Annotated in this window: 15 protein-coding genes; 12 read left to right on the top strand and 3 right to left on the bottom strand. The window is 56.1% G+C overall.

Features of this window, described 5'->3' with window-relative positions:
* The first annotated feature begins 641 nt into the window (after positions 1-641).
* Genes rluC through ACWKV5_RS11585 form a run of 3 tightly spaced genes read left to right on the top strand, consistent with a single transcriptional unit; the run spans position 642 to position 3267 of the window.
* Positions 642-1604, top strand: coding sequence for a 23S rRNA pseudouridine(955/2504/2580) synthase RluC (rluC, locus tag ACWKV5_RS11595; protein ID WP_483841363.1), 963 nt, complete (start codon positions 642-644; stop codon positions 1602-1604).
* A complete protein-coding gene (locus ACWKV5_RS11590) occupies positions 1591-2253 on the top strand; it encodes an HAD-IA family hydrolase (RefSeq protein WP_483841362.1) in 663 nt (220 codons plus the stop codon). The genes rluC and ACWKV5_RS11590 overlap by 14 nt, the downstream gene beginning before the upstream one ends.
* 24 nt (positions 2254-2277) lie before the next feature.
* Positions 2278-3267: a S49 family peptidase gene (locus tag ACWKV5_RS11585; protein WP_483841361.1), complete on the top strand. Its 990-nt coding sequence runs from the start codon at positions 2278-2280 to the stop codon at positions 3265-3267.
* A gap of 322 nt (positions 3268-3589) precedes the next feature.
* Here ACWKV5_RS11585 and ACWKV5_RS11580 read toward each other — a convergent pair whose 3' ends face one another.
* Both ACWKV5_RS11580 and ACWKV5_RS11575 read right to left on the bottom strand, forming a co-directional pair.
* Complete coding sequence (locus ACWKV5_RS11580) at positions 3590-3862, bottom strand: hypothetical protein (protein WP_483841360.1); 273 nt, start codon at positions 3860-3862, stop codon at positions 3590-3592.
* The gene (locus tag ACWKV5_RS11575) at positions 3859-5634 is read right to left on the bottom strand and encodes an S-type pyocin domain-containing protein (protein ID WP_483841359.1); all 1776 of its coding nucleotides are present in this window, start codon (positions 5632-5634) and stop codon (positions 3859-3861) included. The genes ACWKV5_RS11580 and ACWKV5_RS11575 overlap by 4 nt, the downstream gene beginning before the upstream one ends.
* A gap of 234 nt (positions 5635-5868) precedes the next feature.
* On the opposite strand from ACWKV5_RS11575, the gene ACWKV5_RS11570 reads away from it, so the two are divergent.
* Positions 5869-6015 carry a hypothetical protein gene (locus ACWKV5_RS11570; RefSeq protein ID WP_483841358.1) on the top strand — a complete coding sequence of 49 codons (147 nt, stop codon included), beginning with the start codon at positions 5869-5871 and terminating at the stop codon, positions 6013-6015.
* A 111-nt stretch (positions 6016-6126) separates the two neighbouring features.
* Here ACWKV5_RS11570 and ACWKV5_RS11565 read toward each other — a convergent pair whose 3' ends face one another.
* Complete coding sequence (locus ACWKV5_RS11565) at positions 6127-6705, bottom strand: Maf family protein (RefSeq protein WP_483841357.1); 579 nt, start codon at positions 6703-6705, stop codon at positions 6127-6129.
* Positions 6706-6811: 106 nt separating this feature from the next.
* Between ACWKV5_RS11565 and ACWKV5_RS11560 the strand changes: the two genes are divergently transcribed.
* The 8 genes from ACWKV5_RS11560 to pabC all read left to right on the top strand — a co-directional run bounded on the left by ACWKV5_RS11560 (position 6812) and on the right by pabC (position 12971).
* Positions 6812-7339, top strand: a complete 528-nt coding sequence (locus ACWKV5_RS11560; RefSeq protein ID WP_004371317.1) for a YceD family protein — start codon at positions 6812-6814, stop codon at positions 7337-7339.
* A gap of 13 nt (positions 7340-7352) precedes the next feature.
* Positions 7353-7535, top strand: coding sequence for a 50S ribosomal protein L32 (rpmF, locus tag ACWKV5_RS11555; RefSeq protein ID WP_003179396.1), 183 nt, complete (start codon positions 7353-7355; stop codon positions 7533-7535).
* A gap of 4 nt (positions 7536-7539) precedes the next feature.
* Positions 7540-8550: a phosphate acyltransferase PlsX gene (gene plsX / locus ACWKV5_RS11550; protein ID WP_027924039.1), complete on the top strand. Its 1011-nt coding sequence runs from the start codon at positions 7540-7542 to the stop codon at positions 8548-8550.
* Between the two features lie 125 nt (positions 8551-8675).
* A complete protein-coding gene (gene fabD / locus ACWKV5_RS11545) occupies positions 8676-9614 on the top strand; it encodes an ACP S-malonyltransferase (RefSeq protein WP_483841356.1) in 939 nt (312 codons plus the stop codon).
* 16 nt (positions 9615-9630) lie between these two features.
* Positions 9631-10374: a 3-oxoacyl-ACP reductase FabG gene (fabG, locus tag ACWKV5_RS11540; protein ID WP_027924041.1), complete on the top strand. Its 744-nt coding sequence runs from the start codon at positions 9631-9633 to the stop codon at positions 10372-10374.
* Positions 10375-10565: 191 nt separating this feature from the next.
* Positions 10566-10802: an acyl carrier protein gene (acpP, locus tag ACWKV5_RS11535; RefSeq protein WP_003442511.1), complete on the top strand. Its 237-nt coding sequence runs from the start codon at positions 10566-10568 to the stop codon at positions 10800-10802.
* A 109-nt stretch (positions 10803-10911) separates the two neighbouring features.
* The gene (gene fabF / locus ACWKV5_RS11530) at positions 10912-12156 is read left to right on the top strand and encodes a beta-ketoacyl-ACP synthase II (RefSeq protein ID WP_027924042.1); all 1245 of its coding nucleotides are present in this window, start codon (positions 10912-10914) and stop codon (positions 12154-12156) included.
* Complete coding sequence (gene pabC, locus ACWKV5_RS11525; protein ID WP_483841355.1) at positions 12156-12971, top strand: aminodeoxychorismate lyase; 816 nt, start codon at positions 12156-12158, stop codon at positions 12969-12971. Before fabF ends, pabC begins: the two co-directional genes overlap by 1 nt.

Here is a 12971-nt window from a genome sequence, read left to right as displayed (position 1 = left end):
GTCGGTGTCAGGTGCGTCAGGAGTAGTTGGCTACTCCAGTGTCTAGCGAACCCCGACCAATTGGGCCGGTGTCGCGACGTACGCGTCCTGCTTGCTGTGGCTACTTAAGCACTCAGTCAGGAGGAGGAATCAACCAGCGGCTGTGGACGAGATGAAGCGTCTTGATAAAGCCTATTGCTACACAGTCCAGCGGTTGTGCATCTCCACCCTACACGTATCCCTGATAATTCGGGTGCTGCCGCGCGCAGAATCCGCAGCGGGTTGGCATTTACCGTGAGCTCCGAAGGGGGAGGTCACGCATCATGGCTAATTTAGGCGTTGTTTCCGAAGCGTTCGCTCAGGGTCGTTCGTGGCTGACTGCACTTTGTGAACTGGCCGTGAATATTTGCTCGCAAGGCGAGTTAAAACTCTGCTTTGCGGCATGATTCAGGCCTCATGTCACCTGCGCTCGTTACAGCTGCAAACTCCACCGTTACGTAGCGAAAGCCCCGTAGGACGGCCTCGCGTCCTGGTGAATTGCGTTGGTCAGGGCCGGTTTTTGACCGTTGGTCCGCTGTCCAGGCCGCTTTTGGCGGCGTTCGCGACTATAGCAGCAATGATTAAGTGCTTCAATTCCATAAAAAATTGTTATCATCCGCGCCATGACGACGACTACCCCTCCGACCCCAGCCGTACAACTGCTGGAGGTCTCGCCGGAATATGCCGGCCAACGTATTGATAACTTCCTTCTCGCTCGGCTCAAAGGCGTGCCCAAGACCTTGATTTACCGCATTTTGCGCAAAGGCGAAGTGCGGGTGAACAAAGGTCGGATCAAGCCCGAATACAAGCTGCAGGCGGGCGATATCGTGCGCGTGCCGCCGGTTCGCGTGCCTGAGCGCGATGAGCCGGTGCCGCTGGCCCAGGGCTTGCTGCAACGCCTCGAAGCCTCGATTGTCTTCGAAGACAAAGCGCTGATCGTGATCAACAAGCCTTGCGGTATCGCGGTCCATGGCGGCAGCGGTCTGACTTACGGAGTGATCGAAGCCTTTCGTCAGTTGCGTCCCGATTGCAAGGAGCTCGAACTGGTTCACCGTCTCGACCGTGATACCTCCGGCCTGCTGATGATCGCCAAGAAGCGCAGCATGTTGCGTCACTTGCACACGGCGTTGCGCGGCGATGGCGTCGACAAGCGCTACATGGCGCTGGTCCGCGGTAACTGGGCGGCCTCGATCAAGCAGGTTCGTGCATCGCTGGGCAAGAGCAATCTGCGCTCCGGCGAGCGTATGGTCGAAGTCGATGAGGAGGAGGGCAAGGAGTCGGTGACCGTGTTCAAGGTCCTGCGCCGCTTCGGCGACTTCGCCACCCTGATCGAAGCCAAACCGATCACTGGTCGGACCCACCAGATCCGCGTTCATACCCTGCACGCCGGGCATTGCATCGCCGGCGATACCAAGTATGGCGACGAAGGTTTCAGCAAGGAAATCCGCGATCTGGGCGGCAAGCGTCTGTTCCTGCATGCCTACATGCTGACCGTGCCGCTGCCGGATGGTAGCGAGCTGAAATTGCAGGCGCCTGTGGACGAAATGTGGTCCAAGACCGTGGAGCGACTGAGTGCGCCAATCTGATTACAAGCTGCTGATTTTCGATTGGGATGGCACGTTGGCCGACTCCATTGGTCGGATTGTGGAGGCGATGCATGTCGCCTCCGAGCGTTCCGGATTTCAGTTGCGCGATGATTTTGCCGTCAAGGGCATCATCGGCCTGGGTTTGCCTGAGGCGATTCGCACCTTGTATCCCGAGATTGGCGATACCGAGCTTGTAGCGTTCCGTCAGCACTATGCCGATCACTACATCGCCGCCGAGGCGGTGCCTTCGCCGTTGTTCGAAGGTGTTGTCGAGTCGATGGAGGCGTTTCGTGCCGAGGGTTATCATCTGGCTGTGGCGACCGGTAAGGCCCGTCGCGGGCTGGATCGGGTGCTGAAGTCGCACGGTTGGGAAGATTATTTTGATATCACCCGCGCCGCCGACGAAACCGCCAGCAAGCCGCATCCGCTGATGCTTGAGCAGATCCTCGCGCATTGCGAGGTTCGGCCCGAGCAAGCGCTGATGGTCGGCGATTCGTCCTTCGACTTGCAGATGGCGCACAACGCCGGCATGGACTCGGTGGCGGTCAGCTACGGCGCGCAATCGATCGAGGCGTTGAAGTTGTTCGAGCCGGCACTGGCCATTGATCGTTTTTCAGAATTGCATGCCTGGCTGAATCAGCGGGCTTAACAGGTTTTTGCTGGGGTAGATGTCATGACCGACGAATGGAAAGCGCCCGCCAAGGCGAGCGTAGAGAGCGGTGACGAAAAAAGCTGGAAGCTGCTGGAAAAGACCCTGCTGGCCGGCGTGCAGGAACAGCGCCGCTCCCGTCGCTGGGGGATTTTCTTCAAGTTGCTGACGTTCGTGTACCTGTTTGTGGCGCTGATCCTGTTCACACCGCTGATGGACATGGAAAAGAGTGCGACCCGCAGCTCCCACTACACCGCATTGATCGATGTGGTTGGCATGATCGCCGACAAGGAATCGGCCAGCGCCGACAACATCGTCGGCAGCCTGCGCGCGGCCTTCGAGGACGATAAGGTCAAAGGTATCATCCTGCGTATCAACAGCCCGGGCGGCAGTCCGGTGCAGTCGGGTTATGTGTATGACGAAATCGTTCGTCTGCGTGGTTTGCATCCGGATATCAAGGTGTACGCGGTGATCTCGGACCTGGGCGCTTCCGGCGCTTACTATATCGCCAGTGCGGCAGACCAGATCTACGCCGACAAGGCGAGCCTGGTGGGCTCTATTGGTGTGACGGCGGCCGGCTACGGCTTTGTCGGCACCATGGAGAAACTGGGTGTGGAGCGTCGGACGTATACGTCGGGCGAGCACAAGTCGTTCCTCGATCCGTTCCAGCCGCAGAAGCCAGAGGAAACTCAGTTCTGGCAGGGTGTGCTGGATACCACGCACCAGCAGTTCATCAACAGCGTGAAGAAGGGTCGTGGTGATCGCCTCAAGGACAAAGAGCATCCGGAGCTGTTCTCCGGGTTGGTCTGGAACGGAGAGCAGGCGCTGCCGCTCGGTCTGATTGATGGCTTGGGCAATGCTAGTTCGGTGGCTCGTGACGTGATTGGCGAGAAAGAACTGGTGGACTTCACTGTTCAGGAATCGCCGTTCGATCGCTTCTCGAAAAAGCTCGGTGCCAGCGTTGCTGAGCAATTGGCGATGTGGATGGGCTTTCACGGTCCGTCGATGCGTTGATTCTGTGGCTGCTAGAAATCAAAATCCGATGCCTGCGCGGGCATCGGATTTTTTATGCGTCTCGTTTGGACATTGGAACTGATCTGCAAATTTGCTTCCGCTCCAGACTCAATGGAAGGACTGTATTGAAAATAAAAATGCCAGTCAGCTTAACTGACCGGCATTACGCCAAGCGCTCGCTTTTTGTTAATTGTCTAACCCTGAAACAATGCGTAAGCATATCTCTGGGTTCGACAGAATCCTCTCACTAATATCAGGAAGCCGGACATTTCCAAACAATAGTTGCTAATCGCGCCCTAAAGGTGACAGAAGCTTAGCATTATCAATCAAAAGTATATTTTCCCTCTACCATGAACGTCGGCTCTCTCCAGTTGATGCTCCTGACAATTCCAGTCCCAGTAGATTTTATAAATTCCGCGTCACACATTTCCCAGACGATTTTCATTAGCCCCATATTATCCGCAACATGCGCCCAATTAGCCCAGCTATAGAGACGATCCAGCTGAGGAAAAGAGATGCCTAATTCATTCTTGGTAAGAAATAAGATTACTTCTTCAGGCTTCTCGTTTAATGCAATGGTTTTAATGACGCTCATCGATTCGCTCCTCCTAATTGTTTGTACTCTCTTTCAATTTGTTTGCCGTATGCCTCCATGGCTTCAGGTGTGTAGAGTAACTCAGGATCGTCTTTTAGTTTGTAGTCTTCCAGTGTTGCAGCGTGAGTGCTATTCCAAATAGCGCCTTCATCATTTGGATTTAAACCGTCTGCCACCCCTAATTTTCTGAAACGTTCAAGCTCTCTGAGTTCATGAGTATAGAAACGTTTGTCGGTAGCCGTGATTACTAATTTACCTTGGAGAATCTTTTTCAGTCGATCAGCCATGATGGCATTGGCATCTGAAGGACTGAAACGTCCAATATGCAATTTCACTCGTTTAATACCCGCTTTCGTCACGGTAGCCTTGGTCCAATCCAGATCCAGGATGGGGCCTCCAGCTTTGGCAGGATTAAAAAATCGACCGCTATAATTTCCTCTCGTAGTAGCCCCTTCATAAGGGCTATTGAAAACAACATAAATCGGCGGCAAGCCGCTGTTGATCGGAAAGCAGTAGATACAATCCCTGAAATTCGGCAGCTCGGACGCAGGCAATGGTTCGGGCTGTACGAGTAGCGGCAACAGCTCAACGCCACTGTAACGCGGTACTTCCACGGGTCTGGCAGGTGAAGTTGTCGAACTGTTGCCCCAGTGGATAATGGGAAAACTGAGGGTGATCGGTGGTGTGTCGGCGGAGGTGAAACTGTAGCTGTTAGTCTTCTGGTCGAACTCCAGCGCCCGAACTGGCACCGCTGATGAAATGCTCCCCTCCGCCGGTGTTGCAACGAGGGTGTATTGGCCAAGATCACCATAAATCCGGTAGGGAAGATCGATGGTTCCTTCGGCAGCGGCGATTTCATTCATGTTAGACGGTGCATCTGGCAATACCGTACTGCCAGATAGTTTGAGAGCCGTTTGAGGATAACGCTCGCCGTTACCCAGGGTGGGTGAATAGAGCAAAGCACCGATCCCAATCGCTGTCGCTGGACTGAGAAGTACCCCTCTCAGACCTGTCAACAACAATGTGCTTTTACGGATCGCTGCCTCGAAGGTCCAGCCGTCCGCGTTTTGGAGGGTAGCGGCACCCGCCACAGTGACCACCTGCGCGGATTGACTAAGGGTTAAATTGAAGTTGTAGGTAGTTTCACCTCTAGCTAAGGCAGAATGGATTGCAGCATCTATAGCAGGAGATGCGTCGTCTAAGATGGAAACAGCCTCGACAAGTATTCGTTTAATGTAGGCGGCTGTCAGAGATCTCAGGAAGCTTTCATAAAGGCCTAGGCGTTCTGCGTCGTGTTCTGCAGCGTCCACATAAGCTGCGAATAGCTCGGCACTTTCCATGCTGTCGAGTGACAATGCATCTGTGCCAAAAAATGCATCCGCTTCATACCAGCACCTATTCAGCCTAATTCGTTGCAGGAGCTCGACAATAATAATTTTCTTTTTTAAGGCCCCCTCCAGCTTGTTGAATGAGTGGGCGTCAGTGGCTGAGCTTATACGCCCCTCTATTTCATTTCGAACGCCCGCCGTACCATTCGGAAAAACACTTCCTATCTGATCTTGCGCCGAATGCGCAATAGCTACTAACTTTGAATATGCGTCGGGCTCAATATCGATAGTTTCAATACGGTGAGCCACTGTAACCGTCGGAAGCGCTCCATCCCATTTTAGAGCACTGTCAAAATTTGACAGAAATCCCGGATATTCCGTGGGTGGGTTGGGCAGGGCGTTCGATGATGTCAAAGGCGGAGGAGAGGCGATAGAATTTTGCATGCAGCATCCCTTGCAATAATTTGAATTCCATTTGAAGAGCGCCTAAGTTATGCCGCAATCACGACACTCTATCAACAGTAAAATGTTTACTGCATATAACGTGTTTAAAGATTGGGAAGATTCAATATAAACTACGATCAATAGTAATATTTCTTACATCAAAAAATCCGATTTTAGGCAGAAACATCTAGTGCGTTTTTTAGAGATTGATGATCTGTTACCCGGATTTGAATCATGCTGAAGATGGGTTGGATTATTTGCAAGATCACTGCCAATGGCTCCGACCGTCTTGAAGGCGACACCGGCGCTGGAAGCATTCGCTTCCCCGCTCTGCCCCGCAAAAGGGATCGAACTGATGTTCATGGCGCGCTTAAAGTTTGAAATGTCAGATTAAAACTCAGCTGATAGGACTATCGCCCTATCAGTTCATCGTTGCTATTTGAAATTGCTTAACGGATCGGCGTTGAGTCGTTGCAGCCGGTTTTTTTATGGTCAGGGAATTTGCACGCCTTCGGCCAGCAGCATGTCGATCAGGCGAATCAGCGGCAGGCCGATCAGGCTGGTGGCGTCAGGGCCTTCGGTGCTTTGAAACAGGCTCACCCCCAAACCTTCGGCCTTGAAGCTGCCAGCGCAGTCGTAGGGCTGTTCGGCTCGCAGGTAGCGTTCGATACGTGCCTGATCCAGTGTGCGCATGTGGACGGTGAACGGCACGCAATCGACCTGGCATTCACCGGTCTGGCTGTTGAGCAGCGCCAGGCCGGTGAGGAAGGTCACGCTGGCACCACTCGCGGCCAGCAGTTGCTCGCGAGCGTTTTCGAAGGTGTGGGGTTTGCCAATAATGCGCTCGCCGAGTACCGCGACCTGATCGGAGCCGATGATCAGATGAGCGGTATGGCTGCCCGCCAGTGCCTGGGCTTTGTCTTTGGCGAGGCGTTTGACCAGTTCGAAGGCGGGCTCACCCGGTCGATGGCTTTCGTCGATATCCGGCGAGCTGCAGGTGAACGGCAGCTGCAAGCGGGCCAGCAATTCCCGGCGATACACCGAGCTTGAAGCGAGTAATAAAGGCAGCATGCGCAACTCCAAAAGTCAGGCGCGAATTCTAGCGGAGGCTTGCAAGTGACGGACAGGGCTGAATTTCCTTTGACATGGCTGGGTGCATCCCTATAATGCTGCGCCTATGTTGAATGACCCGATTCCACCTCACGTTGACCCGCGCAAATTGGCTGACCGTGGCACCACCCTTCAAGGTGAACTGCTGCTGGCCGATTTGGAGAGACTCTGCGACCCGCTTTCCGACACTGTCGGTACGGTGCAGGCTAAATTCGTTTTTGAACGAGATGAACGTAAATCTGTGGTCATCCACAGCTTTATCGACACCGAAGTCAAAATGGTTTGCCAGCGTTGTCTTGAGCTGGTCACCCTGCCGATCCATAGCGAATGCAGTTATGCTGTGGTGAAGGAGGGTGCGAATACCCAGTCGTTGCCGAAAGGTTATGACGTGCTGGAACTGGGCGAAGATCCTTTGGATCTGCAGTCACTGATCGAGGAGGAGCTTCTGCTCGCCTTGCCCATTGTGCCTGCTCATCATCCGGAAGAATGCCAGCAGCCGGCGGGTCTCGATGAGCCCGAACCGAGCGAGGACGAGGTAACGCGGTCCAACCCGTTCAGTGTATTGGCGCAGTTAAAGCGTGACCCAAACGTTTAGGAGTTAATCAATTATGGCTGTTCAGCAGAACAAAAAATCCCGCTCCGCCCGTGACATGCGTCGTTCGCACGATGCTCTCGAGGCTAGCACCCTGTCTGTAGAAAAAACCACCGGTGAAGTTCACCTGCGTCACCACGTATCGCCAGAAGGCGTATACCGTGGCCGTAAAGTGATCGACAAGGGCGCTGACGAGTAATCACTTGTCCGCTCAAGTCATCGCGATTGACGCAATGGGCGGGGACTTCGGTCCCCGCAGCATTGTTCAGGCCAGCCTCGCTTGCCTGTCTGCTACACCCTCGCTGCACCTGACCCTCGTCGGTCAACCCTCCCTACTTGAAGAATTGCTCTCTGGCCAATCGGCTGTGGATCGCTCGCGCCTGTCGATCGTGCCGGCGTCCGAAGTCATCACCATGGACGAAAAGCCTGCGCAGGCCCTGCGTGGCAAGCCCGACTCGTCGATGCGTGTGGCGCTGGAGTTGCTGCGTGATGGCAAGGTCCAGGCCTGTGTCAGTGCCGGCAATACCGGTGCGCTGATGGCGTTGTCGCGGTTTGTGCTCAAGACCTTGCCGGGCATTGATCGTCCGGCGATGGTGGCGGCGATTCCGACGCAGAAGGGTTACTGCCAGCTGCTCGATCTGGGCGCCAACGTCGATTGCAGTGCCGAGCACTTGTTGCAGTTCGCTGTCATGGGTTCGGTAGCCGCGGAGACACTTGGCATTGTTCGCCCGCGTGTTGCACTGCTGAACATTGGCACTGAAGACATTAAGGGCAATCAGCAGGTCAAGCTGGCCGCCACTTTGTTGCAGGCCGCCCGGGGCATCAATTACATCGGTTTTGTCGAAGGTGACGGTTTGTATCGTGGCGAGGCGGATGTGGTGGTGTGTGACGGCTTTGTCGGCAATATCCTGCTCAAGTCGAGCGAAGGCCTGGCGACCATGATTGCCGGGCGCATCGAAGCCTTGTTCAGGAAAAACCTTGCCTCGAAAATGGTCGGCGCACTGGCGCTGCCGTTGATGAAACGTCTGCAAGCCGACCTCGCGCCTGCGCGGCACAACGGTGCGAGCTTCCTTGGTTTGCAGGGGATTGTGGTGAAGAGCCATGGTTCGGCGGGTGTGCAGGGCTTTCAAAGCGCTATTTCCCGTGCGCTGATCGAGATTCAGGAAAACCTGCCGGAACGGATACACGGTCGTCTGGAGGATTTGTTGCTTTAGGCGTTTTCGTCGGACAATGCTTAAATGTGACCGCTCAGTTTAATTGGCCATCCAACTGTCAGTTTCTTGCGTCCCCCAAGCGGGACGTCATTTCTCCGACGACAAGATCATTAGGGGCTCGTTACATGTCTGCTTCCCTCGCATTCGTCTTTCCAGGACAGGGTTCGCAGTCCCTCGGCATGCTGGCCGAGTTGGGCGCGCAACATCCGGTTGTCCTCGAAACATTCAAAGAAGCTTCCGATGCCCTGGGTTACGACCTGTGGGCGCTGACCCAGCAAGGGCCGGAAGAACAACTCAATCAAACCGATAAAACCCAGCCGGCCATTCTGACCGCCTCGATCGCCTTGTGGCGTCTGTGGCTGGCCGAAGGTGGCGCGCGTCCGGCTTATGTTGCCGGTCACAGCCTGGGCGAATACAGCGCCCTGGTCGCTGCGGGCAGTCTGAGCCTGGGTGACGCCGTGAAGCTGGTTGAGCGTCGCGGTCAGTTGATGCAAGAAGCCGTTCCGGCCGGGCAGGGCGGCATGGCCGCGATCCTCGGTCTGGACGACGCTGATGTGCTGGCAGCCTGTGCCGAAGCGGCGCAAGGCGAAGTGGTCAGTGCGGTGAACTTCAACTCCCCGGGCCAAGTGGTCATCGCCGGTGCCAAGGCGGCGGTCGAACGCGCCATCGAAGGCTGCAAGGCGCGTGGTGCCAAGCGCGCCATGCCATTGCCGGTCAGCGTGCCGTCGCACTGTGAACTGATGCGCCCGGCGGCCGAGCGTTTCGCCGAGTCCATCGCTGCCATCGACTGGCAGTCGCCGCAGATCCCTGTGGTACAGAACGTCAGCGCCAATGTGCCGGCCGATCTGGAAACCCTCAAGCGTGATCTGCTTGAACAACTCTACAAGCCCGTGCGCTGGGTTGAATCGGTCCAGGCATTGGCTGCCAAGGGCGCGACCCAATTGGTCGAATGCGGTCCTGGCAAAGTGCTGGCCGGTCTGAACAAGCGTTGCGCCGAAGGCGTGTCGACATCCAACCTCAATACCCCAGACGCTTTCGCTGCCGCTCGCGCAGCGCTGGCCTGAATCAGGAGAAACTTGCATGAGCCTGCAAGGTAAAGTTGCACTGGTCACCGGCGCGAGCCGTGGCATCGGCCAGGCCATCGCCCTGGAACTGGGTCGTCAGGGCGCCATCGTGATTGGTACCGCGACCTCCGCTTCCGGTGCCGAGCGCATCGCCGCGACCCTGAAAGAAAACGGTATTCAAGGCACGGGCCTTGAGCTCAACGTCACCAGCGACGAATCCGTTGCTGCGGTACTGGCGAGCATCACTGCACAGTTCGGTGCGCCGGCGATCCTGGTCAACAATGCCGGTATCACCCGCGATAACCTGATGATGCGCATGAAAGACGACGAGTGGCATGACGTTGTCGATACCAACCTGAACAGTCTGTTCCGCCTCTCCAAGGGCGTTTTGCGCGGTATGACCAAAGCCCGTTGGGGACGAATTATCAGTATTGGCTCGGTTGTGGGTGCCATGGGCAACGCAGGCCAAGTAAACTACGCAGCCGCCAAGGCCGGTCTGGAAGGTTTCAGCCGTGCACTGGCGCGTGAAGTCGGTTCGCGTTCGATTACGGTAAACTCGGTGGCCCCTGGGTTCATCGACACCGATATGACTCGCGAATTGCCCGAGGCACAGCGTGAAGCCTTGCAGACGCAGATTCCGCTGGGCCGTCTGGGACAAGCACAAGAGATCGCGTCTGTGGTCGCTTTTCTTGCGTCGGACGGTGCGGCTTACGTTACTGGGGCTACAATCCCGGTGAACGGCGGGATGTACATGAGTTAAATGTGACGGATCGCTTCAAAAAAATGTCATACGAGCTGTCTAAAATCCGTTATAAAGCTGCAATCTATTTATAGGCAGAGGGCTGTCGGGTTTGAGGAGTGAAGCTTTCAGTTGAAAAGCTGAAAAGTCTTTCTATACACTTACCCACTGGCCAGCTGCCTGAATTTGTCCATTAGGAGTGAAAACAAGGTATGAGCACCATCGAAGAGCGCGTCAAGAAAATCGTTGCTGAGCAACTGGGCGTTAAAGAAGAAGAAGTGGTCAACACTGCTTCCTTCGTTGAAGACCTGGGTGCCGACTCCCTTGACACCGTTGAGCTGGTGATGGCTCTGGAAGAGGAATTCGAGACCGAAATCCCTGACGAAGAAGCTGAGAAGATCACTACTGTACAAGCCGCAATCGATTACGTTACTAACCACCAGGCTTAATAGCTTGTAATCGTTGCTTGCTGTCATGGAAAAACCGCACTGCCATCACGGCGTGCGGTTTTTTCTTTAGGCCTGATGCAAAGTCGTCATTTGAAAAAAGGAGAGTGCTGTGTCGCGTAGACGCGTCGTAGTCACCGGTATGGGTATGTTGTCGCCACTGGGCACGGATGTGCCGAGCAGTTGGCAGGGCATTCTGGCTGGCCGCAGTGGCATTGGTCTGATCGAACACACCGACCTTTCTGCCTATTCCACCCGTTTTGGCGGCTCGGTAAAGGGCTTCAATGTCGAGGAATACCTGTCGGTCAAGGAAGCGCGCAAGCTCGACCTGTTTATTCAATACGGTCTGGCCGCAGGTTTTCAGGCGGTGCGTAACTCGGGGCTGGAAGTCACTGACGCCAACCGTGAACGCATCGGCGTGGCCATGGGCTCGGGTATTGGCGGTCTGACCAATATCGAAGAAACCAGCCGCACCCTGCATGATTCCGGCCCACGGCGGATCTCTCCGTTTTTCGTGCCAGGCTCGATCATCAATATGATTTCCGGTTTCCTGTCCATCCACCTGGGTGCACAGGGACCTAACTACGCCATCGCCACCGCGTGTACCACCGGTACGCACTGCATCGGCATGGCAGCCCGCAACATCATGTACGACGAAGCCGACGTGATGATTGCCGGTGGCGCCGAAATGGCTGCGTGCGGTCTGGGCATGGGCGGCTTCGGTGCTTCCCGCGCACTGTCGACCCGCAACGATGAGCCGACCCGTGCGAGCCGTCCGTGGGACAAGGGCCGTGATGGCTTCGTCTTGTCCGACGGTGCCGGTGCTCTGGTTCTCGAAGAACTGGAACACGCCAAGGCGCGCGGCGCGACCATCTATGCCGAGCTGATCGGCTTCGGCACCAGTGGCGACGCTTACCACATGACCTCGCCACCGGCAGACGGTGCGGGTGCTGCACGTTGCATCACCAACGCCCTGCGCGATGCCAAGGTCAACGTTGATCAGGTTCAATACATCAACGCCCACGGCACCTCGACATCGGCCGGCGACCTTGCCGAAGCCTGCGCGATCAAGTCGGTGTTCGGCGATCACGCCTACAAGCTGGCGGTCAGTTCGACCAAGTCCATGACCGGTCACCTGTTGGGCGCGGCGGGCGCGGTCGAAGCGATCTTCAGCGTGCTGGCAATCAATAGCCAGGTCGCGCCGCCGACCATCAACCTCGATGAGCCGGACGAAGGTTGCGACCTCGACTTCGTACCGCACACGGCGCGCAACATGGACATCGATGTGGTGCTGTCTAACTCCTTCGGGTTTGGCGGGACCAACGGCTCGCTGGTGTTCCGCCGGTTCGCTGACTGATGGACAGCTGGGTCGACGGTCAGCCGGCTGACGCTCTGTCGCTGAAGGATCGCGGCCTGGCTTACGGTGATGGTCTGTTCGAGACCATTGCCGTGCGTGGCGGACAGCCGCTGTTGCTTGAGCGGCATCTGTCGCGGCTGGCACAAGGCTGTTCGCGCCTGTCGATCACTGCGGATCAGGGACTGGTTCGCGACGAATTGCTGGCCTATGCCGCAGCACTCGGTGAGGGCGTGCTCAAGCTCATCCTCACGCGAGGTGACAGTCTGCGCGGTTATGCCGCCGATCCTTCGGCGCAAGCCCGACGCATTTTGCAAGGCAATCCGCCCGCGGCTTATCCAGCTGCGCACGCCGAGCAGGGCGTTCGTTTGTTCCCCTGTACCACACGACTTTCAAAACAACCCTTGCTTGCCGGGCTCAAACACCTGAACCGTCTTGAGCAAGTGATTGCCCGCTCCGAATGGCAAGATACCGAACATGCCGAAGGCTTGATGCTGGATCAGGCCGGTCGCGTGATCGAAGGTGTGTTCAGTAATCTGTTCCTGGTGCGCGATGGTGTGCTGATCACCGCCGATTTGAAACGCTGCGGCGTGGCCGGTGTGATGCGTGCCGAGTTATTGTTTCAAGCTGAGTCATCGGGGATCCCCACGCAAGTGAGCGACATCACGCTCGAACAGCTGCAATGGGCCGATGAAGTCTTTGTCTGCAACAGCGTGTATGGCGTTTGGCCGGTGCGCGCCTATGCTGCGCTGAGCTGGCCGGTTGGGCCGCTCACCCGTAAACTCCAAACCATTGCCCGCGCGCTACTGGATGCTTGA

It is taken from the genome of Pseudomonas oplopanacis (assembly GCF_057128725.1).
This window is presented reverse-complemented; position numbering and strand designations above follow the sequence as displayed.